General features: G+C 71.1%; 24 protein-coding genes. 13 read left to right on the forward strand and 11 right to left on the reverse strand.

Annotated elements, in window-relative coordinates; all coding sequences use genetic code 11:
* Window positions 1-219 precede the first annotated feature (219 nt).
* Complete coding sequence (locus ACFHWS_RS25005; RefSeq protein WP_416557348.1) at window positions 220-639, forward strand: UTRA domain-containing protein; 420 nt, start codon at window positions 220-222, stop codon at window positions 637-639.
* A 52-nt stretch (window positions 640-691) separates the two neighbouring features.
* On the opposite strand, the gene ACFHWS_RS25010 is transcribed toward ACFHWS_RS25005, so the two are convergent.
* The 3 genes from ACFHWS_RS25010 to ACFHWS_RS25020 form a co-directional block, all read right to left on the reverse strand.
* Window positions 692-1,342, reverse strand: a complete 651-nt coding sequence (locus tag ACFHWS_RS25010; protein WP_416569220.1) for a nucleotidyl transferase AbiEii/AbiGii toxin family protein — start codon at window positions 1,340-1,342, stop codon at window positions 692-694.
* A 6-nt stretch (window positions 1,343-1,348) separates the two neighbouring features.
* On the reverse strand, window positions 1,349-1,672 hold the full coding sequence (locus tag ACFHWS_RS25015) for a hypothetical protein (RefSeq protein WP_281554162.1): 324 nt from the start codon (window positions 1,670-1,672) through the stop codon (window positions 1,349-1,351).
* Window positions 1,673-1,740: 68 nt separating this feature from the next.
* The gene (locus tag ACFHWS_RS25020) at window positions 1,741-2,055 is read right to left on the reverse strand and encodes an NADPH-dependent FMN reductase (protein WP_416557350.1); all 315 of its coding nucleotides are present in this window, start codon (window positions 2,053-2,055) and stop codon (window positions 1,741-1,743) included.
* A 294-nt stretch (window positions 2,056-2,349) separates the two neighbouring features.
* Here ACFHWS_RS25020 and ACFHWS_RS25025 point away from each other — a divergent pair, with 294 nt between their 5' ends.
* On the forward strand, window positions 2,350-2,571 hold the full coding sequence (locus tag ACFHWS_RS25025; RefSeq protein WP_416557351.1) for a phosphotransferase-like protein: 222 nt from the start codon (window positions 2,350-2,352) through the stop codon (window positions 2,569-2,571).
* A 2-nt stretch (window positions 2,572-2,573) separates the two neighbouring features.
* Complete coding sequence (locus ACFHWS_RS25030) at window positions 2,574-2,786, forward strand: phosphotransferase-like protein (RefSeq protein ID WP_416557352.1); 213 nt, start codon at window positions 2,574-2,576, stop codon at window positions 2,784-2,786.
* A gap of 5 nt (window positions 2,787-2,791) precedes the next feature.
* Here ACFHWS_RS25030 and ACFHWS_RS25035 read toward each other — a convergent pair whose 3' ends face one another.
* Window positions 2,792-4,036, reverse strand: coding sequence for an erythromycin esterase family protein (locus ACFHWS_RS25035; RefSeq protein ID WP_416557353.1), 1,245 nt, complete (start codon window positions 4,034-4,036; stop codon window positions 2,792-2,794).
* Window positions 4,033-4,629 (reverse strand): NADPH-dependent FMN reductase, encoded by a 597-nt coding sequence (locus tag ACFHWS_RS25040; RefSeq protein WP_416557354.1) that lies wholly within the window; start codon window positions 4,627-4,629, stop codon window positions 4,033-4,035. The genes ACFHWS_RS25035 and ACFHWS_RS25040 overlap by 4 nt, the downstream gene beginning before the upstream one ends.
* Before the next feature lie 52 nt (window positions 4,630-4,681).
* Between ACFHWS_RS25040 and ACFHWS_RS25045 the strand changes: the two genes are divergently transcribed.
* Both ACFHWS_RS25045 and ACFHWS_RS25050 read left to right on the forward strand, forming a co-directional pair.
* On the forward strand, window positions 4,682-5,098 hold the full coding sequence (locus ACFHWS_RS25045) for a MerR family DNA-binding transcriptional regulator (protein ID WP_416557355.1): 417 nt from the start codon (window positions 4,682-4,684) through the stop codon (window positions 5,096-5,098).
* Between the two features lie 99 nt (window positions 5,099-5,197).
* Entirely contained in the window at window positions 5,198-6,265 is a 1,068-nt protein-coding gene (locus ACFHWS_RS25050; protein ID WP_416557356.1) for an acyltransferase family protein, read from the forward strand.
* A gap of 14 nt (window positions 6,266-6,279) precedes the next feature.
* Here ACFHWS_RS25050 and ACFHWS_RS25055 read toward each other — a convergent pair whose 3' ends face one another.
* Window positions 6,280-7,206 (reverse strand): acetamidase/formamidase family protein, encoded by a 927-nt coding sequence (locus tag ACFHWS_RS25055; RefSeq protein WP_416557357.1) that lies wholly within the window; start codon window positions 7,204-7,206, stop codon window positions 6,280-6,282.
* 184 nt (window positions 7,207-7,390) lie between these two features.
* Here ACFHWS_RS25055 and ACFHWS_RS25060 point away from each other — a divergent pair, with 184 nt between their 5' ends.
* Window positions 7,391-7,930: an NUDIX domain-containing protein gene (locus ACFHWS_RS25060; RefSeq protein ID WP_416569221.1), complete on the forward strand. Its 540-nt coding sequence runs from the start codon at window positions 7,391-7,393 to the stop codon at window positions 7,928-7,930.
* A complete protein-coding gene (locus ACFHWS_RS25065; protein ID WP_416569222.1) occupies window positions 7,927-8,526 on the forward strand; it encodes a DUF1707 SHOCT-like domain-containing protein in 600 nt (199 codons plus the stop codon). The genes ACFHWS_RS25060 and ACFHWS_RS25065 overlap by 4 nt, the downstream gene beginning before the upstream one ends.
* On the opposite strand, the gene ACFHWS_RS25070 is transcribed toward ACFHWS_RS25065, so the two are convergent.
* Genes ACFHWS_RS25070 through ACFHWS_RS25080 form a run of 3 tightly spaced genes read right to left on the reverse strand, consistent with a single transcriptional unit; the run spans window position 8,498 to window position 11,293 of the window.
* Window positions 8,498-9,211 (reverse strand): 4'-phosphopantetheinyl transferase family protein, encoded by a 714-nt coding sequence (locus ACFHWS_RS25070; protein ID WP_416569223.1) that lies wholly within the window; start codon window positions 9,209-9,211, stop codon window positions 8,498-8,500. The genes ACFHWS_RS25065 and ACFHWS_RS25070 overlap by 29 nt on opposite strands.
* Window positions 9,212-9,253: 42 nt before the next feature.
* A complete protein-coding gene (locus tag ACFHWS_RS25075) occupies window positions 9,254-9,727 on the reverse strand; it encodes a DUF4878 domain-containing protein (RefSeq protein WP_416557361.1) in 474 nt (157 codons plus the stop codon).
* A 45-nt stretch (window positions 9,728-9,772) separates the two neighbouring features.
* Window positions 9,773-11,293, reverse strand: coding sequence for a hypothetical protein (locus tag ACFHWS_RS25080; protein ID WP_416569224.1), 1,521 nt, complete (start codon window positions 11,291-11,293; stop codon window positions 9,773-9,775).
* A 220-nt stretch (window positions 11,294-11,513) separates the two neighbouring features.
* On the opposite strand from ACFHWS_RS25080, the gene ACFHWS_RS25085 reads away from it, so the two are divergent.
* Window positions 11,514-16,313 carry a family 43 glycosylhydrolase gene (locus ACFHWS_RS25085; RefSeq protein WP_416569225.1) on the forward strand — a complete coding sequence of 1,600 codons (4,800 nt, stop codon included), beginning with the start codon at window positions 11,514-11,516 and terminating at the stop codon, window positions 16,311-16,313.
* 54 nt (window positions 16,314-16,367) lie between these two features.
* On the opposite strand, the gene ACFHWS_RS25090 is transcribed toward ACFHWS_RS25085, so the two are convergent.
* Window positions 16,368-16,601, reverse strand: a complete 234-nt coding sequence (locus tag ACFHWS_RS25090; RefSeq protein ID WP_416557364.1) for a TM2 domain-containing protein — start codon at window positions 16,599-16,601, stop codon at window positions 16,368-16,370.
* Window positions 16,602-16,848: 247 nt separating this feature from the next.
* Between ACFHWS_RS25090 and ACFHWS_RS25095 the strand changes: the two genes are divergently transcribed.
* From ACFHWS_RS25095 to ACFHWS_RS25115, 5 genes are all read left to right on the forward strand, one after another.
* Window positions 16,849-17,832, forward strand: a complete 984-nt coding sequence (locus tag ACFHWS_RS25095) for a zinc-dependent alcohol dehydrogenase (protein ID WP_416557365.1) — start codon at window positions 16,849-16,851, stop codon at window positions 17,830-17,832.
* Window positions 17,833-17,835: 3 nt separating this feature from the next.
* On the forward strand, window positions 17,836-18,234 hold the full coding sequence (locus ACFHWS_RS25100; RefSeq protein WP_416557366.1) for a 6-pyruvoyl trahydropterin synthase family protein: 399 nt from the start codon (window positions 17,836-17,838) through the stop codon (window positions 18,232-18,234).
* The gene (locus ACFHWS_RS25105) at window positions 18,231-19,307 is read left to right on the forward strand and encodes a glycosyltransferase family 4 protein (protein WP_416569248.1); all 1,077 of its coding nucleotides are present in this window, start codon (window positions 18,231-18,233) and stop codon (window positions 19,305-19,307) included. The genes ACFHWS_RS25100 and ACFHWS_RS25105 overlap by 4 nt, the downstream gene beginning before the upstream one ends.
* 72 nt (window positions 19,308-19,379) lie before the next feature.
* Window positions 19,380-20,207: a class I SAM-dependent methyltransferase gene (locus ACFHWS_RS25110; protein ID WP_416557367.1), complete on the forward strand. Its 828-nt coding sequence runs from the start codon at window positions 19,380-19,382 to the stop codon at window positions 20,205-20,207.
* A gap of 146 nt (window positions 20,208-20,353) precedes the next feature.
* Window positions 20,354-21,373 carry a lysylphosphatidylglycerol synthase transmembrane domain-containing protein gene (locus tag ACFHWS_RS25115; protein ID WP_416557368.1) on the forward strand — a complete coding sequence of 340 codons (1,020 nt, stop codon included), beginning with the start codon at window positions 20,354-20,356 and terminating at the stop codon, window positions 21,371-21,373.
* Window positions 21,374-21,408: 35 nt separating this feature from the next.
* Here ACFHWS_RS25115 and ACFHWS_RS25120 read toward each other — a convergent pair whose 3' ends face one another.
* Window positions 21,409-22,101 (reverse strand): RibD family protein, encoded by a 693-nt coding sequence (locus ACFHWS_RS25120; RefSeq protein WP_416557369.1) that lies wholly within the window; start codon window positions 22,099-22,101, stop codon window positions 21,409-21,411.
* Between the last annotated feature and the right edge of the window lie 81 nt (window positions 22,102-22,182).

The following is a 22,182-nucleotide window of genomic DNA, read 5'->3' on the forward strand; positions in this document are numbered from 1 at the left end:
GAAACGATCTCCTGTGTCATCGGGCTGCACTTCTACAGGATCGCCTGTGAATAGACCTCCATTTAGTTTCGTGTCTAGCATCTAGGCTAACGGACACCTTGTGACTGGGTCGAACGTCTGCCGGAGGTCTGTGGCGACTTGATGTTGCGGTGGTGACGTAACCACTTGCGCCCTGCACGAGCCAGATGATGATCGCAAAGGCGTCAAGGTCGCTCTTCAATGCTGGCCCAGACCTCCGGACCGGATGATGATCGCAGTCTCCGGATCGAACCCGACACCCGTGTCGTCCGCCGGAGGCTGCTGCTCGATGGCGTCCCGGCCGAGCTGGTCACCAACTACTACCGGACGGATCTCGCACGCGGCGCCCCGCTCACCGAACACCGCCTGACCAAGGGCGGATCGCTCCGTGTACTCGCCGAACTCGGCAAACACGCCGGACCAGCCATCGACGACGTCGAAGCCACCATGCCCACCATCGACGAGTTCATCGCCCTGCAGATGCCCGACGACATGCCCGTGCTGCGCCAGTTCCGCACCGTCTATACCACCGACGGCGAACCGATCGAAGTGACCGAAATGATCAAAGCCGCCCACCGGCACAAGGCCAGATACCTCCTGCCCGGACCACAGGGAGGCTGACCTCGCCGCCCCCCGCGACACTTACCAGACCGCCGCCGAGTTCTGTCCGCCGCTAAGGAGCGGCGGCTTCCACCTCATCGGCCCAGGCAAGCAGCCGCGCGTGCAGCGCGGCGACCTGTTCGGCGGTGAGCTTGTACGGTTCGTAAGCGGAGTCAGGAAATCGCCGTACCGCGCGTAGCGCCTCCGCGAAGATCGACGGGTCGAAGCCTGGATCGTGATCGGCCGCCATCTGCATTAGCTCGCCGGTGTCGAAGCGGCCATCTTGAAGGATCCCGTGTACGTCGATGTAGTCACGGACCTCCGCCCGACCGAACAGAGCACACAGCTTGTTCGCCACCGCGTCGACGGGATGCAGGACCGGGCCGATCGCGAGCTGGACCGGTGGGTACGCCCGCCAGTCGACACCAAGTTCTACCGTGCTGGCGCTGCCCGTGGCCGGGTCCGCCACTGCCAGTCGAGCGAACGAGGCTCCCTCCCGCTCCACGGCGACGTCCAGACCATCGGCACTGAGAGCCGCCACCACGGCGGCCTGAGCTGCCGGGAAGTCAGACACTGCCGCCATGGTGGTGAACAGGTCCACGTCCTTGGAGACCCGGTCCACGAAGCCGTGCGCCTGCACCGCGTACCCACCGGCCAGGCAGAATCCGTACTCGGCTGCCGCCTTCAACGCGACCCGAGCCAGTCGCTGGTGAAACGGGTCCATCACGGCTCAGGCTGCCCTGGGGAGATTCGGGAAGCGAGACTCCCACAGCGTCCGGACCTTGGTCGGCAGCCACAGCTGACGCCACACCCTGGCCAGGGTCGGACCATGGACGAAGGCGCGGAGATCCTCGACCCGCATCGACTCCCGGATCACCCGCTCGTACATGAGGTTGCGCTGGCGATCGTCGGACAGGTCGTAACGACCCTGCTCAGACCAGTCCAGGCGCAACGGCAGCTCGACCACACCTCCGGTTGGTCCGGCCAGCTCCTCCAGCGAGTCTGGCACGGTGTACGGCCGGCCATCCTCGTACAGCACCCGCGCTTGTGCCATGCCGCCATTATCGCTCACGTCGGTGCTGATTCACCGCATGGAGGAGACCGGCGATGGCTGCCGGCGTGTCACCCGGCATGTATGTTCAGCGCTGATCGGGTGCTTCCTCGGCGGCGGGCGCGCGGTGACGTCGAGCGCCCGGCCAGTTCGGCCAGTAGGCGGGCGCGGGACTCGACATCGCCGGCCTCCGCCGCGTACCGGCCGTCGACGACCTGCTGCGGCGAGAGGTGCAGCGACGTCGCGACCGGACGCATCCGCAGCTCCTCGGCCACCTGGCGCAGCTGCGCCACGGCGCGACCACCGCCGGAGATTCCGTAGCCGACGAAGGCCACCGGCTTGTCGGCCCACTCGGCGTACAGGTGGTCCAGGGCGTTCTTCAGCACGCCCGGGGAAGGAGGCGTTGTACTCGGGGACGACCATGACATACGCCTGGCAGCTGGCCAGCCCGCGGCCCTGGAACTCGGGCAGCACCATCCACCCGATCTCGGACACCGGCCCGTCGTCGAGGTCATGGGTCCACAGAGCCACCGAACCGGCGACCATGGCCGGGTCCGCCCGCGTACGGCACGATCATCTTGATCCACTGGGTGTGAGCGATCGTGTCGGGCCGGCGGCCGGACCCTCGATAGAGTCGAAACGGTACCCCGCAGCCCGACCGGTAAAGGTGACCCGATCACATGGCGACGCAGTTCATCGTGCTCAACGGTGGTTCCAGCTCCGGCAAGTCCGGGATCGTCCGGTGCCTCAAGCATCTGTTGCCCGACCCGTGGATCAGTCTCGGGATCGACGACCTGATCGAGCGGCTACCGCCGGCCATGGTGACGTTCGGTGCGCATGGCGAAGCCATCCTCGGCGGCGGCGCCTCCAGGAGCAGGCCCGCCGGTATCTGGAAGGTCTGACCGTGCTGTGGGTCGGGGTGCGGTGCGCTGCGGACATCGCGGCGTCGCGGGAGATCGCCCGTGGTGACCGGGTGGTCGGAATGGCAGCGTCGCAGGCCGAGATCGTCCATCAGGGAGTCGGCTACGGCATCGAGGTGGACACCAGCCACCTGGAGTCGCTGGACTGCGCCCGGATGGTCGCCGCACGGGTGACCGCCGCGCCGCCGGAGGGTTGAGCGGGTCAGTCCTTCGGCTCTGGATGCTCGATGTACCTGACCGGGCTGATGGTCGGCAGGTGCAGCAGGACGTCCACGGATCGACCGAGGTCGTCGAGCGCGGAGTAGTGCCGCTCGTCCTCGTCGGGGTGGTACATGCCAGAGATGACCCGTACGGCGTGCCGGCCGGCCAGCCACCGCCGGACACCTTCGGGTTTCGGGAAGCCGGTCAGGTCGACCGCGTACCCCGCGCCCAGCCTGGCCCCGACCTGGTCGAGCGTCTTGTCCAGGCTGCCGGGGCGGGGTGCCGGGAGGTGGAAGTCGCGGATGCGGCCGGACCCGAAGGTGGTCAGCAGGCAGCGGTAGCGCGACCCGAGGTGCCCACGTAGTCGGGAGCCGAAGCTGGTCCCCCGGGCGGCGAGATGCCCGATCCCGTCCCAGACCACGGCTTGCCGGCCGGTGGCCCGCAGGTGTTCGACCAGTCGGTCCGCTGCGACCGCCTCCTCGTCCTCGCCGTCGTGGCCCTGGCTGAGGGAGGTGGCGTGGAATTGCACGATGCGGTCGAGCGCCGCGATCGCACGGGTCGCGGCGTCGGAGTCGGGTGCGAGCACGGCTGCCGTCGCGGCACGGGCCTGCCGGGCCAGGTCGACGAAGGGCGCGCCGGTCCACCTGCCGTGGGCGCGTTCCACGTGTTCGCCGCCGTCGTGTGCGACCCGGATCGTCGCCAGGAGCGCTGATATCTGCTCGTGGTCGGGGGTGCCCGCCGTCAGGGCGAGGACCCAGTCGTAGTCGGTGGGCACCGCTGTCGGGCGGGTGATTCCGCAGATCTCCACCTGGTCTGCCGGGTGGGTGGCGTTGTGGGCACGCAACCAGATCAGTGCGCGGCGCAGCGACTCGGTGCGCCACGGCCCCCAGGCGTCGGCGAGGATCGCCTCGGGGCCGTTCGCTGACCGGTCTCCGGCCCTGGCCCAGCGGTCGAGCCGCTCGCCGATCTCGGTGGTGTCCTGCAGGACGACGGTACGCACGCCTCCCGCCACCAGTGCCTGGAGCAGGTCGGCCTGCAGTTCGCAGACCTCGGCGCTCTCACGGGTCGTCGGCGCGAGTCCGATGACCGTCGGCGCGGCGGCCGCGTCGCGGTCCGCTCGGCGCAGCGAAAGCTCGTCGGCGATGTCGGTCACGACGTCCCGCCACGGGGTGTCGCCGTACGGTCGCATCGGTCGGGCGTGGGTGGACAGCCAGTCGAGGACCGCCGCCGGAGCGTCGGCGCTCATCCGACGCTGCCGTAGGCGGCGGGGGTGTGCGGGACGCTGAGCGCCCCGGCCAACTCGGCCAGCATGCGGGCGCGGGCCTCGGCATCGACGGCCTTCGCCGCGTACCGGCCGTCGACGACCTGGTGCGGCGAAAGGTTCAGCGACGTAGCGACCGGGCGCATCCGCAGCTCCTCGGCCACCTGGCGCAGCTGCTGCACCGCTCGGCCGCCGCCGGACATTCCGTAGCCGACGAAGGCCACCGGCTTGTCGGCCCACTCGGCGTACAGGTGGTCCAGGGCGTTCTTCAGCACGCCAGGGAAGGAGGCGTTGTACTCGGGGACGACGATGACGTACGCCTGATAGCTGGCGATCGCGGCGGCCCAGCGGCGCGTGGCCTCATGTTCGTAGCTGCCGAAGACGGCGGCGAGCGGCTCCCCCAGCATCGGCAGGTCGGCGGTGGCCAGGTCGACCACGTCCAGGCGGAGCTCCGGCTGGCTGCGGTCCGATGCCACCCACTGTGCGATAGCGGGTGACCGCCGGGTAGGGCGGGTGCTGCCGGCGATCACGCCGACCCGCAGCGGTCCATTCGGGACAATGATGTTGTCCGTTTCCATGCCACCGACGCTAGAACTTGAACATTAGTTGAAGTCAAGCGACGATGCGCCCATGCCCAACTCCATCGTCGCCCCGGCGGCCCTGAGCGTCGGTGAGGTCGCGGCGGCCAGCGGAGTCGCCGCCTCGGCCATCCGGTTCTACGAACGTCAGGGGCTGCTGACCTCGGTCCGCACCAGTGGCAACCAGCGCCGGTACGACAAGTTCGCCCCGTGCGTGGTGCGGATCTGCCGGGTTGCCCAACGTGTCGGGCTCAGTGTGCAGGAGATCGTCGCCCTGTTCGCCGCCCTGCCGGCCAACCCCACCGAAGCCGAATGGCAGCACCTCACCCGGGCGCTCGTCGCCGAAGCGGAGCGCCGCATCGCCGAACTCCACGACGCGCTCGACGACATCGCCTCCGGGGAACCGCTCTGCAAGCTGCCGACGGACGGACGTCGAGGACGCAGCTCCGCCGGATCACCGGCCGCTTGAGATCGGACCGGCACAACGGCACGGCGTTAACCGGATTGTCGCCGGCCGGCAACCGGGCGTTGCGCGGGTACCGAGGTTGCCGGGCTAGCGTTCGCGCTCATGCGTGTCAGCCGGCTCCTGGGTGACCGCGACGGTGACCGGGACCCCGACGTCGCTCCCCCGACGGCCGCGCCGGCCCGCGCCGGCGAGCGCAGTCCGTACATCGACGCGTTGCGGGCGTTGGCGATCCTGCGGGTGTACCTGCTGCACACGCTGTGGCTGACCTGGCTGCCAATGGTCTTCCCGGCGATGCCGGTGATGTTCGCGCTGGCCGGCTACCTCACGGCCGTGTCGCTGGACCGGGGTGCGCCGCTGCGGGTGGTCGGCTCCCGGCTGCGCCGGCTGCTGCCGCCACTGTGGGCGCTCGCTGCGGTCGCCGTACCGCTGATGGTCCTGGTCGGTTGGCGGCCCAGCCTGCCCGACGTCGCCTGGTGGGTGGCCCCGCTGCGCAACCCGCCGTCCAGTGAGTGGGGCGGGCCGTTCTCGCTCGGGCTGTGGTACATCCGCGCCTACCTCTGGCTGGTGCTGCTCTCCCCGCTGCTGTGGTGGGCGTTCCGGCGCTGGCCGGTCGGCGCGCTGCTGACCCTGTCCGCGTTCGCCGTGCTGTTCGCTTCACCGCTGGTCAACCTGCAGATGAACCCGGTCACCGACGTGTTCTGGTCCACCGCCGCGTACGGCACCTGCTGGCTGGTCGGCTTCGCCCGGCACACCGGGCTGCTGGATCGGGTGCCGCTGAGGTGGTACGCGCTCGGCGTCGGCACGCTGGCGATCGGCGCGATGATGTGGCTGGCCGAGCGGGGCGAGGACGACCGGCTCGGCGCGCTGGTGTGGGGCTGGGCGGTGGTGCTGCTGCTGATGCGGGCCCGGCCCCGGCTGGACTGGCTCACGCAGGTGCCGTGGCTGGCCCGGCTGATCCGCATGGTGAACGCTCGGGCGGTGACCATCTACATCTGGCACCTGCCGGTGCTGTACGCCGCCAGTGGGCTGCTCACTCTGACCGGCCTCTACGCCGGCAAGGCGGCCATCCTCGGCGTCGGCACCGTGCTGCTGGTCGCGGTGGTGCTGGCTGTCGGCTGGGTCGAGGACGTCGCCGCCCGCCGCCGCCCATCACTCCTACCGCCCAGCTGAGCCGGCTGGCACCCTCAGCGGAGGGCGTCGTCGGCGAGCCGGGCGTGCACGCCGACGACGCCGTTGACGATCTGCGTCACCCGTACGTCGACGACGATGCTGGCCAGGGCGACCGCGTCACCCCGGGACAGCCCGTGCCGGCGGGACATCAGGGTGATCATCGCGTCGAGGGCGTCGGCGGCCGCGGCATCGAGAGTGTCGCCCAGGCCGAGGGTCAGCCAGGCGCCGTCGACCCGGGCCACCGGGCCGGTCAACGGTCGGTCGTCGACCAGATCGAAGGTGAGCTGGACCCGGTCCATCGGGCATTCGATCGCCGTACCGCAGATCTCGCCGTCGCCCTGGGCTGCGTGCCCGTCGCCGACGGAGAACAGCGCGCCGTCGACGGTGACCGGCAGCAGCAGGGTGCTGCCGGCGACCAGGTCCTTGCAGTCCAGGTTGCCGCCGCAACGCCGGGGCGCAATGGTCGAATGCTCGCCGGGCTGCGCCGGTGGCATGCCGAGCACCCCGAGGAACGGCCGCAACGTCACGGTGTGGCCGAGCTGGTTGCGTCCGGTGCCGGCGGCGGGGTCCAGCTGCCAGGTGTGCACCGTCTCGGTGCCGGCGATCCCGTACCGCTCGCTGTGCGGGGTCAACGCGCTGCCCGCCAGGGTGGTGCCCCAATCGGCCGGCAGCACCTCGTCGACGCGTACCGACAGGGTGGTCCCGGGCCGGGCGCCGCGCACCGCGACCGGCCCGACCAACGCGTGGCCGAACCCCGGCCGGTGCGCCGCGTGCCGGGGCCGCTGGTCGTGCGGGCCGCCGGCGTACGGCCCGGCCGACCACCAGCAGTCCAGGGTACGGAAGGTGACCGTGTCTCCGGGGTCGATGGTCAGCACCGGTGGATAGTCCGGTGAGAGGTAGCCGTGCAGGGTCCGGGCGTTCGGCTCCAAGGTGTGCCGCATCGCCGCAGGCTACCGCCGCCGGTCCAACCAGCGCAGCGACCGGCGCAGGTAGCTGCGCTGGTGGTGTCCAGATGCCGGGCCCAGCGGGTCAGGATCCCCGACCGGGCGCGGCCGGCGGGTGCCCGCCGGCGGTCGGATAGGTGACAGCGGGCCCGGCCCGGCGACCGGCGTATCGTCGGACGCTGTGACTGGCGTGCCCTACTCGTTCTGCTCGTCGTGCGGTGCCCGCTACCCGGCCGACGCCGACTGGCCCCGGTCCTGTGACCACTGTGGGCAGCAGGTGTGGCGCAACCCGACGCCGGTGGCGGTTGCCCTGGTGCCGGTGACGAGTCCACAGGGGATCGGGGTGGTGGTGCAGCGCCGCGACATCGAGCCGGCGCGCGGCGAGCTGGCTCTGCCGGGCGGTTTCATCGAGTACGGCGAGGACTGGCGGACGGCGGTGGTCCGCGAGCTGCGCGAGGAGACCGGGCTGGCCGGGCGGTCCGACCAGGTGCGACTGTACGCCGTGCGCAGCGTGCCGAACGGCGCCAGCCTGCTGATCATCGGGGTGCTGCCGCCCCGACCGGCGGAGACGCTGCCGGTGTCGGTGGCGACCGAGGAGGCCACCGAGTGGCTGGTGGTGACCGAGCCGGTCAGGTTGGCGTTCCCGTTGCACACCGAGGTGCTGGCGCGCTACCTGACTGATCCGACGAACCCGGCGACGCTCGGTACGCTGTGGGCGTGAGCGACCTTCCTGACCGCCTGCCCCCTGACCGGCTGCGGGCCTCGGACGCCGACCGCGAGCAGGTGGCGGAGGTGCTGCGGGCCGCGGCCGCCGAGGGCCGGATCGATCTGCCCGAGTTGGACGAACGACTCGGTCGGGTGTACGCCGCCCGGACGTACGCGGAGTTGGAGCCGCTGACCCGGGACATTCCCCGTGCGGTGTCCGACTCGGTCGCCCGGCGGGGCGATCACGGTCTGGAGCCGTCGCGGCCGTCGCAGTGGGCGGTCGCGGTGATGAGCGGGGTCGACCGCCGGGGCCGGTGGGTGGCACCGGGCAGGTTGCGGGCGCTCGCCTTCTGGGGCGGTGGCCGGTTCGACCTGCGACAGGCACAGCTCGACGCGAACGTGATCCGGATCCAGGCCTGGGCGATCATGGGCGGGATCGAGATCGTGGTGCCGGATGACGCCGAGGTGTCGATCACCGGGGTGGGCGTGATGGGCGACTTTGGTCAGCGGGCCGCCGGGATGGGCAGCCCCGGCGGGCCGAGGATCCACATCAGCGGGTTGGCGTTCTGGGGCGGTGTGACGGTCAAGCGTCGGGGCCGGCCGGGACGCTGATCGCGGCGACGATCAGGCCGTTGCGGGCCAGCCACCGGCCGGTGAACCCGGTCAGCGGCGTGCCGTCGGGCGACGCTGGGCCGGGCACCAGCAGCCGGGCGGTGAAGTCCCCGTCGGTGGCGGCGCCGCTGGAACCGGGGGCGACGGTGCCGTCGGGGCCGGGGTTCGCCTCGACGTACGCCTGCTCGAAGCCGAGCCAGCGTTCCGCCAGCGGGTACCACGCCTTGTAGACGGCTTCCTTGGCGCAGAACAGCAGCCGGTCCCAGTGCACCTGCGGGTGGCTGTCCCGGCGGGCGGTCAGCCAGGTGAGTTCGTCGGGCACGGTGATGCTGTTCAGGACGCCGGCGGGCAGCGGCTCGTGCGGTTCGGCATCGATTCCGACCGTGGTGAGGTCGACCGACCGGGCCACCACCGCCGCGCGGTAGCCGGCGCAGTGGGTGATACTGCCGACCACCCCGGCCGGCCAGCGGGGTTCGCGGCGTGCACCGGACGGCACCGGTACGCCGGGGAAGCCCAGCTCGGCGAGGGCTTCATGGGCGCAGCGGCGTGCGGTGCCGAACTCACGACGGCGCTTGTCGACCGCGTTGCCGAGCACCGCGGACTCCTCGGGGAACAGGGTGACCGGGACGTTGTCGTCGAACGCCTCGCGGGCGACCGCCGTGGCCGGCAGCAGTGCCTCGATCATCCCGCTCCGTCCTCCGTCACCGTCGTGGCAGGTGGTCGGGTGTCACTGGCAGACCCGCCATTCGCCGTTCTCCTCGACCAGTCTGACGGCCTCCTGCCGCTGTGCGCCACCGTCGTAGGTGACTTCGACGGTGACGGTGCCGGTCGTCCGCACGTTGGTGGTCGACACAGTGACACCGATGATGTCGTACCCGGCGATCTGTCCGGCGGCGGACTCCTGCTGGACGTACTGCGTCTCGGACAGGGTGTCCCGCCGGTCCTGGCACAGCCGTTGGTAGGCACCGGCGTAGTCACCGACGGACAGCGCGTCGAAGTGGGCGGTGGTGGCGTCGCGGGCCGGACCGGTGGCCGCCGACACGGTCCGGTACAGCCAGAAGCCACCCCCGGCGACACCGACGCAGCAGAGTAGGACGACGGCGAACACGACCGCGACGATGATCACGATCGTCCGCCCGCTACGGCTCGGCCCGGCGGACGATGGTGGCGGTGGTGACGGCCCCGGTGGTTGGTAACTCATGATCCGGATGCTAGAGGCCGCCCGCTACCTACCGGCCCGGCACGGCTACCCCGCATAGGCCCGGGCGAGACGCTGGTGTATCCGGTCGTCGGTACGCCGGGCGAGCGCCCGCAGCTCAGCGGGACCGCGCTGCGGCTGGTGGGCGCACCAGGCGGTCAGCAGTCGTTCGGCGCTGTCCGGATCGCTGTCGGCGGCGACCGCCACCACCACCTCGGCGGTCTCGTCCAGCAGCTCAGCCACGGTCGGCACCACGACGCCCTGTTCGCGCAGACGGTACCCGACCAGCGCGGCGCCGAGTGGCGTCAGGCTGATCTCGTCGTCGGTGAGCCGGACCGCGCCGAGATCGGCCAGCCGCGCGAACAGCCGGTCGGCGTCGTCGTGGGCGAGCCGTCGCCACGCCTGCTGCTGCTCCTCGGTGCCGCCGTTCGGCACCAGCATCGACTCCTCCAGCGACTGGTGCAGCAGCTCACGCAGGGCCGGGACCGGCAACGGTTCGGCGGACGAGTAGACGGTGAGCGCTGCGATGACGACGGCGTCGTCGAACCGCCACCGCATCGACGACTCGTTCCAGCCGCTGCCGCACACGGCCGCCCCGATCTCGGGCAGCGCCGCGTACAGCCGCTGGGCCAGGGCGAGCGGGTCGGTCAGCAGCTTGGCCGCGCTCTTGACCGGCACGAGCCGCCCCTTGACCACCCGAACCACTCGGGCGGCCCGGGCCCAGGCGACGACGACCGAGAGCCCGTACAGCTCCTCGCTGCTGCGGGTCTTGAACACCCGGTCGCCGATGGCCGGGTCGATCACGTCGGCGGTGCCGAGCAGCGGGACCAGTTCCCGGGCGTCGGCCAGCCGAAGGTTGCCGTTCGGGGTCAGGGTACGGCCCTGGCCCATCCAGGTCACCAACTGCCGGACCTGGTGCAGGATCGTCGACGATTCGGCCGCCGTGCGCAGCTCGGCGTCGTCCGGGACGACCACCAGTGGCAGGGTCGGTGGGCGTTGGGCGCGGTCGGACGCGGCCAGGTGGTTGGCCATGATCTGGTTGAGCAGGTCCCGGTCGACGGGGATCCGGCCGGCGTGCACGTCGGCGATGAACGCCTGGGCGGCCGCGTTGTCTGTCGGGTCGACGCCGTCGCGCATCATCCGGGTGGCCCAGTACTTCGCCGGGCCGTAGCGCCGCTCGTCGGCCAGCGCCTCGGCGACCGGTCCGGTCAGCTCGTCGAGCGTCCTGTGCAGCAGGTCCCGGTCGGCGCATTGCCGGTCGGCGAGCCCTTCGTCGAACAGGAAGTCGACGAATCCCCGTACGCTCGGCACGACGGCGTCCCAGTCGTCCGGGTGCATGGTGACCTGTCGGGGGAACCAGTCGAGCAGGGCGGCGGTGAGGTCGTCGGGGTGCCACCGTCCGAACAGACCGTCGCCGTGGCTCCACCGGTGCTCCAGCAGCGTCTCGATCACAAATGGGTCGAGCCCGGCACGCCCCTGCCGACGCGCCCACTTCCCGACCTGGCCGACCAGCCGCTGTCGGGCCGGGTGGAAGGTGTCGGAGTCGGCTGTCGTGTAGACCGTTCTCATGCCGCGCGACCTTACCGTCCGCTGGTGCCGGCGGCGGGAAGCCGGGTCGTCGACCCTTGACGACAAGGTACGACCCGGTTAACACTCTCGCAACAGCCGTGTCGCGGCAGCGAATCGGAACCGACGACCCGGCTCCTGTCCACCAATTTTTGTTAACGCTAACAACAACTGATACCGGATCTCAAACAAGAAATCAGACACCTCCCTGGAGGAGACAGTCATGCCGCAGCGGGATCGACCGCGTACCGCCGGACCACGACGAACAGCCCTGGCATCACTCGCCGCCCTCGCCCTCACCGCCAGCCTGCTGGCCGCCGGCCCGACCACCGCCACCGCCGCCGGACCGACCGACGGACTTGTCCTCTGGTACGAACTGGATGCCACCGCCGGGACCGTCGCCACCGACGCCTCAGGCAACGACCGGCACGGCACCGTGCACGGCACCGCCGACTGGTCCGGTGAAGAAGGACTCGGCCTCAACGGCACCGACACGTACGTGGATCTGCCCGACGACGTTCTACGCGACCTGGACTCGGTCACCGTGACGATGGACGTGCTCATCGACCCGGCGCAGGCCACCCCCTACTTCATCTTCGGGATAGGCAACACCAGCGGCGGCACCGGCGACGGCTACCTGTTCGCCACCGGCGACCAGTTCCGCGCCGCGATCGCCAGCGGCAACTGGTCCACCGAGCAGAACACCCGGCCGAACCCGACCCGCAACCTCGCCCGCGGGGTCTGGAAGCACCTCACCTACACCCAGTCCGGCACCACCGGAGTGCTCTACGAGGACGGGGTCGAGGTCGGCCGCAACACCGCGGTCACCATCACCCCCGGGTCGATCGGCGGCGGCACCACCACCGCAAACTACATCGGGCGTTCGGTCTACACCGGCGACCGCTACCTCGCCGGTCGGGTGCGTGACTTCCGCATCTACGACCGGGCGGTCACCGCCGACGAAGCTGCCCAGCTCGGTGCACGCGCGGCGGCCGCGGTCGTCGCCCACGACGCGGCCGAGCTGGACCTCGGCGACACCAGCCGGGTCACCGCCGACCTCCCACTGCTGGCAACCGGGCCGGGCGGCTCGGCCATCGACTGGACGTCCAGCGACCCGGCGGTGGTCGCCACCGACGGTACGGTGACCCGACCGGCCGTCGGCCAGCCCGACGCGCAGGCCACGCTCACCGCCACCCTGAGCCGGGGCACCGCCACCGATACCAGGACCTTCGAGGTGACCGTACTGGCCGAGTTCGACGACGCGCAGATCGTCGCCGACGCCGCCACGGCGCTGACCGTGCACAACGTTGACGACGTGCGCGGCAACCTGACCCTGCCCACGGCAGGCGCCGACGGCACGACAGTGACCTGGGCGTCGGACAACCCGGCGGTGATCGCCACGGACGGCGTGGTCAACCGACCGGCAGCCGGAGCCGGCGACACCACTGTCACGCTGACCGCCACCGTTACTCGCAACGCGGCCAGCGCCACCCGCGAGTTCACCGCCAGCGTCCCCGAACTGCCGGCACCAGCCGACCGCACGGGCTACCTGTTCAGCTACTTCACCGGTGAGGGCACCGCCGACGGCGAACAGGTCTACTTCGCCCTCAGCCAGGGCAACGACCCGCTGCGGTGGCAGCAGCTCAACGACGGCCGGCCGGTGCTCACCTCGACGCTCGGCGAAAAAGGGCTGCGCGACCCGTTCATCATCCGCTCCCCGGAGGGTGACAAGTTCTACCAGATCGCTACCGACCTGCGGATCCACGGCAACGGCAACTGGGACGGTGCGCAGCGGCACGGCAGCAAGTCGATCATGGTGTGGGAATCCACCGACCTGGTCAACTGGACCGACCAGCGCCTGGTCCAGGTCTCCCCCGACACCGCCGGCAACACCTGGGCACCGGAGACGTACTACGACCCGTCGATCGGCGCGTACGTCGTCTTCTGGGCTTCCAAGCTGTACGCGGCCAACGACCCGGACCACACCGGGAGCACCTACAACAAGATGCTGTACGCCACCACCCGGGACTTCCACACCTTCTCCGAGCCGCAGGTGTGGGTGGATCCCGGCTACTCGGTGATCGACTCGACGGTGATCGACCACGACGGCGTCTACTACCGGTTCACCAAGGACGAGCGCAACAACTCCTCGTCGACGCCGTGCAGCAAGTTCATCCTCGCCGAGACGGCGACGTCGTTGCGCGACACCGAATGGGACTTCCTCACCGACTGCATCGGCCAAGGCTCGATGTCCCAGGGTGAGGGACCCACCATCTTCAAGTCGAACACCGAGGAGAAGTGGTACCTGTTCATCGACGAGTTCGGCGGACGCGGCTACATCCCGTTCGAGACCACCGACCTTGCCTCCGGCGAGTGGACACCGTCGAGTGACTACACGCTGCCGTCGCACCCACGCCACGGCACTGTACTGCCGGTCACCCAGGCCGAGTACGACGCGCTGCTCGCCGCCTACGGGCCTGACCCGGGGCCGGAGCCACCGGCCGACGGGCTGCTGCTGCACTACAAGTTCGATGAAACCGGCGGCACCGTCGCCACCGACTCCTCCGGGCAGGGCCGGCACGGCCGCTACGAGCGGACCCCGGAGTTCGGCACCGGCGTCGAGGGCGGTTCGTTCAAGATGAGCGGCGGCGCCAGCGGCTCGACCACCGCGCCGTACGTCACCATCCCCAATGGGGTGTACGCCGGTGTCTCCAGCACCACCGTGGCGACATGGGTCAAGTGGGACGCCTCCAGCACCGCCAACCAGTGGATCTACGGGCTGGGTCCGAACAGTAACCGCTACCTGTTCAGCACGCCGCGCAACGGCGGTGGGGTGCTGTTCTCGGCGATAACCACCGGCAGCTGGCAGGCCGAGAAGCAGCTTCGGGCGTCGGCAGCGTTCACCGGAGGCGAGTGGAAACACTTGGCGGTCACCGTCGACTCGACCACCCGTACCGCCGTGATGTACCTCGACGGGGTCGAGATCGCCCGGGCCACCGACGTTGCGATCCGCCCGTCGGACCTGCACGACCCGAGCCGGGATTATGCCGGATATGTCGGCCGCTCGCTTTACGGCGCTGACCCGTACTTCGCCGGCGAGGTGGACGATTTCCGGATCTACAACCGGGCGTTGACCGCCGACGAGGTGTACGCCCTGGGCGGCGCCCCGGCCGCGATCACCGGTGCCATCGTGGCGCAGCTCAAGGTGGACGCCATCGTCGACGCCGACACCCGACGGATCGTCCTGCCGGTCCACCCGGACACCGACCTGACCGCCCTGGCACCGGAGTTCACCCTCGCCCCCGGCGCCACCGTCGCACCAGAGTCGGGCACCGTACGGGACCTGAGCACACCGATGACGTACACCGTCACCGGCGCCGACGGCTCCACCGCGACCTGGACCGTTGAGGCCCACCTGATGCGCTCACCGGTGCTGCCCGGACTGTACGCCGACCCGAACATCGCGGTCTTCGGCGACAGGTTCTACCTCTACGCCACCACCGACGGATTCGCCGGCTGGAGCGGCACCAAGTTCTCGGTGTTCTCCTCGGCGGACCTGGTCAACTGGACCGACCACGGGGTGATCCTGGATCTGGAGACCGACGTCGACTGGGCGGACAACAGCGCCTGGGCACCGACCATCGCCGAACGCGACGGCAAGTGGTACTTCTACTTCAGCGGCGGAAAGGCCACCGGCGACACCGGCAAGCACCTGGGTGTCGCGGTCGCCGACTCCCCGACCGGGCCGTTCCGCGACGCGCTCGGCGAGCCGCTGGTGCCGGCCGGGACGTACCCCGGTCAGATGATCGACCCGGCGGTGTTCACCGACGACGACGGACGCTCCTACCTGTACTGGGGCAACGGCAACGCCTACCAGGTCGAGCTCAACGAGGACATGGTGTCGTTCGACCCGGCCGAGGTGACCTCGCACCGGCCGTCCGGATACAACGAGGGCGCGTTCGTCATCAAGCGGGACGGCCGCTACTACTTCATGTGGTCGGAGAACGACACCCGCAGCGAGGACTACCAGGTGGCGTACGCCGTCGGCGACTCGCCGCTCGGGCCGTGGAGCGAGCGGCGGGGCACCATCCTGCGCAAGGACCTGTCGTTGGGGATCAAAGGCACCGGGCACCACTCGGTGGTGCGGGTGCCGGGCACCGACGACTGGTACATCGCGTACCACCGGTTCGCCATCCCGGACGGCGACGGCACACACCGGGAGACCACCATCGACCGGTTGGAGTTCGCCCCCGACGGCTCCATCGTCCCGGTGGTGCCGACCCTGGAGAGCGTCGCGCCGATCCGGCCGGTCAACTCCGCGCCGACGGTGATCGCCGTCACCGGTGCGGCCGGGCCGGTCGCCGCCGGCACCGAGGTCAGCGTCACGGCGACGTTCACCGACTCCGGTTCGGACGACACCCACCGGTGCGTGGTGGTCTGGGGCGACGGCACCGTCGACGCCGGCGTGATCGACGGGTCGGCCTGTGTCGCGGCGCACAGCTACGCCGAACCGGGTGTGTACCGGCCGACGGTCACGGTGATCGACGACCGGGATGCCGCGCACACCCTGGCCGGCGGCCATCTGGCGGTGCACCGGGCCGACGGCGGGCACGTCGCCGGCTCCGGCTGGATCACTTCACCGGCCGGGGCGTACGTCGCCGACGAGCAGGTGGCCGGGCGGGCCGAGTTCGGGTTCGTAGCGACGGCCGGTCCGGACGCGACCGGGCCGGGCCCGGTTGCGCTGCGCTTGCGCGTCGGCGAGTGGGAGTTCGCCGCGACCAGCCACCGGGGGTACGTGGTGGACGGCCCGCAGGTGCGGTTCAACGGCCGGGGCACGGTCAACGGCGCAGGCGACTACGAGTACATGGTCGGGTTGAACGACGAGGCGCTGCGGAAGCAGGGCAAGGACCGGTTCTGGATCCGGATCCGGGAGGCGGGTACCGGGACCGTGGTCTATGACAGCCGGATCAACGCCGACACAACCGCGCTCGGCGGCGGGGCGGTCGTCGTCGACGTCCGATGACGCGGCCGGGGCGCCACCCGTACGGGTGGCGCCCCGGCGCGCAAGCCTCGCCGGTCACTTGGCGAGCGGCTGGCCCTGCTTGTCGGTGAACTTGCCGATCAGGATGACGATGAAGTCGATCAACGCCCAGAGGCCGAGTCCGCCGAAGGTGACCAGCATCAGCACACCGGTACCGATCTTGCCGACGTAGAACCGGTGCGCCCCGAATCCGCCAAGAAAGAAGCTGAGCAGCACCGCGACGAGCCAGGACTTCTGCCCGGTGGCCGGAACGGCCGTGGTCTGCGACATGGTATACCTTCCAAAATAGACGATCGGCACGCGGTCCCCCGTGGCCGATGTGGTGGTTCGTCGTCCAGGACCGGTCGGTCTGGACAGCGACACGGCAGATTACCGCAGAACGGGACGCGCGGGGGGACTGGTCCACCGGCGCGCGGGCTCACCAGGGCGGCCGGTCACCAGCTGTCATGATCCGCACCCGGCTATCGTTACCGAGGCCAGCGAGGCGAGGCACCGACGAGACGAGGGGAGCGGGTAGATGACGCTGCGCGATCAAGCGTTCTGGTTACGATCCCCCGGCAGCGGGGAGATCCGGTCGGCCGACGTCGAACCGCCCGCATCCGGCGAGGTCCTGGTGCGGACCCGGTTCACCGGGCTAAGCCGGGGCACCGAGACGCTGGTCTTCCGGGGCGAGGTACCACCCAGCCAGTACGCCGCGATGCGCGCCCCGTACCAGGACGGCGACTTCCCCGCCCCGGTCAAGTACGGGTACCTCAACGTCGGGCAGGTCGAGCAGGGCCCGGACGAGCTCGTCGGCCGTACCGTCTTCTGCCTCTACCCGCACCAGACCCGCTACGTCGTGCCGGTCGACGCGGTCACCGTTGTTCCGGACAGCGTGCCGGCCCGCCGGGCGGTGCTCGCCGGCACGGTGGAGACTGCGGTCAACGCTCTGTGGGACGCCGCTCCCCTGCTCGGTGACCGGATCGCCGTGGTCGGCGCCGGGATGGTCGGTGCCACCGTCGCCGCGCTCGCCGCCCGGTTCCCCGGCGTACGGGTCGAACTGGTCGACATCGACCCCGCACGAGCCGCCACCGCCGCCGCGCTCGGCGTCGGCTTCGCCCACCCGGACACCGCCACCGACGGATGTGACCTGGTGTTCCACGCCAGTGCCACGTCGGCCGGGCTGGCCCGGTCGCTGGAGTTGCTCGCCGTCGAGGGCACGGTTGTCGACCTCAGCTGGTACGGCGATCGCCCGGTCACCGTGCCGCTCGGCGAGCACTTCCACGCCCGCCGGTTGACCGTGCGCAGCAGCCAGGTCGGCCGGGTAGCCCCGGCCCGGCGCGAGCGGCGCGGGTACGCCGGCCGGCTGGCTCTCGCCCTGGACCTGCTCGCCGACGAGAGGTTCGACACGCTGCTGACCGGCGAGAGCGACTTCACCGACCTGCCCGGAGTGCTGCCCCGGCTGGCCGCCGGCGAGTTGCCGGCCTTGTGCCACGTGATCCGTTACCCGACTGGAGGATGAGAAATGTTTAGCGTCACCGTACGTGACCACATTATGGTCGCCCACAGCTTCACCGGTGACGTGTTCGGCCCGGCGCAACGGCTGCACGGGGCCACCTTCGTCGTTGACGCCACCTTCAAGCGCATCGACCTCGACAGCGACAACATCGTCGTCGACATCGGTCTGGCCACCGAGCAGCTCAAGGCCGTACTGGCCGAGTTGAACTACCGCAACCTCGACGACGAGCCGGCGTTCGCCGGGATCAACACCTCCACCGAATGGCTGGCCAAGTTGATCGCCGACCGGCTGGCCGACCGGGTGCACGCGGGCGATCTCGGTGCCGGTGCCCGTGGTCTGACCGGGATCGGCGTCACCCTGCACGAGTCGCACATCGCCTGGGCGAGCTACGAGCGGGCGCTCTGACGTCGATGATCGTCGTGGTGCTGCCCGGCAACGTGGACGATCCGACCGCCCCCAGCGGCGGCAATGTCTACGACCGGCAGGTCTGCACCGGTCTGGCCGCGGCCGGATGGCCGGTGCGCGAGATCGCTGTCCCCGGTGACTGGCCGTGCCCGGACCGGACCAGCCGGGCCGCGCTCGCTGACCTCCTCGCCACCCTGGCCGACGGCACGGTGATGCTGATCGACGGCCTGGTCGCCTGTGGGGTGCCGGAGGTGATCGGACCGCACGCCGACCGGCTGCGGCTGGCCGTGCTGGTTCACCTGCCGCTCGCCGACGAGACCGGGCTGGACCCGGCTGAGGCTGCCGAGCTGGACCTGGCCGAACGCGCGGCGCTCAGCGCGGCGGCCGCGGTGATCGCCACCAGCGACGCGACGGCCCGCCAACTCGCCGCCCGCCACGGCCTGGCCGCCGACCGGATCCGGGTGGCGGTGCCGGGCGTCCCACCGGCGCCCCTGGCGAACCGGGACCCGACCGGCCGACGGCTGCTCTGCGTCGCGTCGGTCACCCCCCGTAAAGGCCACGACGTGCTCGTCGAGGCGCTCGCCACCGTCGCCGACCTGGACTGGGAATGTCTCTGCGTGGGAGCGCTGACCGCCGCCGCGTACGTCGACCGGGTCCGGCAGCGGATCGCGTACCACCGGATAGGGGACCGTGTCACGCTGGCCGGGCCCCGCGCGGCGACGACGTTGGCCGGCACCTACGCCGACGCCGATCTGCTGATCCTGCCGTCGCACGCCGAGACGTACGGCATGGTGGTCACCGAGGCGCTGGCCTGCGGCATCCCGGTGCTGGCCAGTGACGTCGGCGGGGTGCCGCAGGCACTGGGTCGCACCTACGCTGGTGAGCGACCGGGCCGGCTGGTGCCGCCCGCCGACCCGGCGGCGCTCGGTGCGGCGGTACGCCGCTGGCTGACCGACGGCGGCGAGCGGGAGCGGTTGCGGGCGGCCGCCGTCGCGCGCCGGGCCGGGCTGCCCGGCTGGGCGGACACTGCCGCCGCAGTTGGTGCGGTACTACACGAACTGAGTCGGCGCTGACGGCGGCGCCCCACCCAGCCCCACCCAGCCCCGCCCCGGTAACGGCGTCGCCAACCAGCAGAGGGAGACTTCATGGAGACGATCGAGTCGGCCGGGTACAGCCCGGCGTGGTTGGGGCTGCGGGAGCCCGCAGACGCGCAGGCGCGCTCGGCGGAACTGGTCGCCGAGGTACGCCGGCTACTGACCGGCGCCGCCCGCACCGAGATACACGACCTCGGCTGCGGCACCGGGTCGATGGGCCGGTGGCTGGCCCCGCAGCTGCCCGGTGCCCAGCACTGGGTGCTGCACGACCGCGACCGCGAACTGCTGCGCCATGCCGAGGCCCGGATGGCCCCGGCGGCGTCCGACGGCGCACCGGTCACCGCGACGGTACGCCGCGACGACCTCACCGCGCTCACCGTCGACGACCTCGCCGGCGCCGACCTGGTCACCGCGTCGGCCCTGTTGGACCTGCTCACCGCCGACGAGGTGGACCGGCTAGCGGCAACCGTCCGGGCGGTCGCCTGTCCGGCGTTGCTGACCCTGACCGTGGTCGGTGAGGTATGGTTCGATCCCGCCGACCCGCTCGACGGTGAGCTGACGGCCGCGTTCAACGACCATCAGCGGCGGCGCACCGCAGGTCGTCCGCTACTCGGCCCGTCGGCGGTGGAGGCGGCGACCGAGGCGTTCACCCGGCACGGGGCCACCGTGCTGGTGCGGCCCAGTCCGTGGCTGCTCGGCCCCGAGCGGGCCAAGCTGACCGAACGATGGCTGGGCGGCTGGATCGCGGCGGCGTACGAACAGCGGCCGGAGCTGGCCGCCCGGCCAGGGGGCTACCGGCGCCGCCGGCTCGCCGCTGCCGCCGCCGGTGAGCTGGGGGTCACCGTGGAACACCGGGACATGTTGGTCGTGCCCAGCTGAGGTCTGCACGGCGTACTTCCGGTGCCGGGCAGATGAACCGGAGGCGGCACCGTCGCGTATCTGTCGGCGGAGGCTCATCGAGGGGGGCACGTAATGCACAGGGCGGAGAGCCCGTTGCGCACGGCCGGCACCGGCCGTGACGCACAGTGAAGGGCAAGGCTTGGGCCTGGCTACGACTGACCGGTGGGGTGACCATCCTGGGGCTGCTGGCCTGCCGGCTCGGCACCAACGCGTTCCTGGACGGAATGCGGGTGATCGACGCGCGGGTGCTACTGCTGGCGGTCGGGATCGGGCTGCTGACCACGGTCTGCAGCGCTTGGCGATGGTGCCTGGTCGCCCGGGGGATGGGGCTGGCGCTGCCGCTGGCCGGGGCGGTCGCCGACTACTACCGGGCGATTTTCCTCAACGCCGCGCTGCCCGGTGGGGTGCTGGGTGACGTGCACCGCGCGGTCCGGCACGGCCGGGAGGTGGCCGACGTGGGCCGGGGAGTACGCGCGGTGGTGCTGGAACGGACCGCCGGTCAGCTGGTGCTGTTCGCGGTCGCTGCGGGTGTGCTGCTGACGCTGCCGGTGCCGGCACCCGCGCGGCTGGTCACTGCGGCTCAGGTCGCGGCGGCCATGGTCGCGGCGGCCGCGCTGGTGGTGGCGCTGTTCGTGGCGGTACGCCGCCGTCGGCCACGGGTTCGTCGAACGGCAGCCGCCGGGCCGGGCGGATCCTGGTGGACCCGCGCGGTCGGGCGGACCGTCGCCGACCTGCGCAGCGGTCTGCTGGCCCGACGGACCTGGCCGGGGGTGGCGTTGCTGTCGGTAGCCGCGCTGGCCGGTCACCTGGCCACCTTCCTGGTCGCCGCCCGCGCCGCCGGGTCGACGGCGCCGCTACACCAGCTGGCACCGTTGATGGTGCTGGCGTTGTTGGCGATGGCGGTGCCGTTGAACGTCGGCGGCTGGGGACCGCGGGAAGGGGTGACCGCGTGGGCGTTCGGTGCGGCCGGGCTCGGCGCGGGCCTCGGGTTGACCGTCGCGGTGGTGTACGGCCTGCTGGCGTTGACGGCGAGCCTGCCGGGTGCCGGTGTGCTGGCGGTCCGCTGGGTGCGTCGGCTGCCGGCGGTCCGGCAGCGGCCGCCGCTGCTGCTGCGGCTGCGACTGCGACCACGGCCAGCAACGTGACGGCCAGCAACGTGACGGCGGGACGGGCTGGTCGGCTACTGCTCGCCGAACCGGGACGACAGGGCGTAGCGCAGCAGGGCCACGTCGCCGATCTGGCGGACCTCGACCAGCGTCGCCCGCCGGTCGGCGTGCCACGGGAAGCTGCCGTCGCCGACGAACCGGGGTGCCCGGGAGTCGCCGACGAAGATCGGGGCGACCACCAGGTGCAGTTCGTCGGCCAGGCCGGCGGTGAGGAACTGGGTGTGCACCCGTCCGCCGCCTTCGACCATCAACCGGCCGACGCCCCGGACGTGCAGGTCACCGACGACCCGTCGCAGGTCGACCGGGTCACCGCAGTCGACGACGGTGGCGAGCCCGGCGAGCCGGCTGCGGGCGCTGCCCAGGCTCGCCGTGGCGCAGTAGACGACCTTGTCGACGTCGCCGACCGTGAAGAACCGCGCCTGCGGGTCGAGGTCGGCGCTGCCGGTGACGGTGACCTTCATCGGGGTGGGTGGGTGGCCGGCGGCCACCCGCCGACGCCGACGGTCCGCCGACCGGACCAGCAACCGAGGGTCGTCGCGGCGCACGGTGCCGGCCCCGACCAGGATCGCGTCGCAGTCGGCGCGTACCGCGTCGACCCGGTCGAAGTCGGCGTCGTTGGACAGCAGCAGGCGCCGCCCGCTCGCGTTGTCCAGATACCCGTCGATCGACATGCCGCAGCTGAGCAGGACGTAGGGTCGCTCAACCACTGATGGCACCTCCTTGACGACCGGCTTGACGACCGGAAGATAGCCTGCATGCGAGGCCGGCACACATTCTCCCGTACGGCT

The organism is Micromonospora sp. LOL_013 (assembly GCF_048060315.1).
GTDB lineage: Bacteria > Actinomycetota > Actinomycetes > Mycobacteriales > Micromonosporaceae > Micromonospora_E.

Excerpts from the sequence above, each read along its gene's own strand:
- ACFHWS_RS25080 (WP_416569224.1), bottom strand. The coding sequence starts at position 11,293 with ATGAGAACGGTCTACACGACAGCCGACTCCGACACCTTCCACCCGGCC.
- ACFHWS_RS25110 (WP_416557367.1), top strand. The coding sequence starts at position 19,380 with ATGGAGACGATCGAGTCGGCCGGGTACAGCCCGGCGTGGTTGGGGCTG.
- ACFHWS_RS25015 (WP_281554162.1), bottom strand. The coding sequence starts at position 1,672 with ATGGCACAAGCGCGGGTGCTGTACGAGGATGGCCGGCCGTACACCGTG.
- ACFHWS_RS25100 (WP_416557366.1), top strand. The coding sequence starts at position 17,836 with ATGTTTAGCGTCACCGTACGTGACCACATTATGGTCGCCCACAGCTTC.
- ACFHWS_RS25075 (WP_416557361.1), bottom strand. The coding sequence starts at position 9,727 with ATGAGTTACCAACCACCGGGGCCGTCACCACCGCCACCATCGTCCGCC.
- ACFHWS_RS25035 (WP_416557353.1), bottom strand. The coding sequence starts at position 4,036 with ATGAGCGCCGACGCTCCGGCGGCGGTCCTCGACTGGCTGTCCACCCAC.
- ACFHWS_RS25085 (WP_416569225.1), top strand. The coding sequence starts at position 11,514 with ATGCCGCAGCGGGATCGACCGCGTACCGCCGGACCACGACGAACAGCC.
- ACFHWS_RS25005 (WP_416557348.1), top strand. The coding sequence starts at position 220 with ATGCTGGCCCAGACCTCCGGACCGGATGATGATCGCAGTCTCCGGATC.
- ACFHWS_RS25095 (WP_416557365.1), top strand. The coding sequence starts at position 16,849 with ATGACGCTGCGCGATCAAGCGTTCTGGTTACGATCCCCCGGCAGCGGG.
- ACFHWS_RS25090 (WP_416557364.1), bottom strand. The coding sequence starts at position 16,601 with ATGTCGCAGACCACGGCCGTTCCGGCCACCGGGCAGAAGTCCTGGCTC.
- ACFHWS_RS25055 (WP_416557357.1), bottom strand. The coding sequence starts at position 7,206 with ATGCGGCACACCTTGGAGCCGAACGCCCGGACCCTGCACGGCTACCTC.
- ACFHWS_RS25050 (WP_416557356.1), top strand. The coding sequence starts at position 5,198 with ATGCGTGTCAGCCGGCTCCTGGGTGACCGCGACGGTGACCGGGACCCC.
- ACFHWS_RS25045 (WP_416557355.1), top strand. The coding sequence starts at position 4,682 with ATGCCCAACTCCATCGTCGCCCCGGCGGCCCTGAGCGTCGGTGAGGTC.
- ACFHWS_RS25070 (WP_416569223.1), bottom strand. The coding sequence starts at position 9,211 with ATGATCGAGGCACTGCTGCCGGCCACGGCGGTCGCCCGCGAGGCGTTC.
- ACFHWS_RS25040 (WP_416557354.1), bottom strand. The coding sequence starts at position 4,629 with ATGGAAACGGACAACATCATTGTCCCGAATGGACCGCTGCGGGTCGGC.
- ACFHWS_RS25010 (WP_416569220.1), bottom strand. The coding sequence starts at position 1,342 with ATGGACCCGTTTCACCAGCGACTGGCTCGGGTCGCGTTGAAGGCGGCA.
- ACFHWS_RS25025 (WP_416557351.1), top strand. The coding sequence starts at position 2,350 with ATGGCGACGCAGTTCATCGTGCTCAACGGTGGTTCCAGCTCCGGCAAG.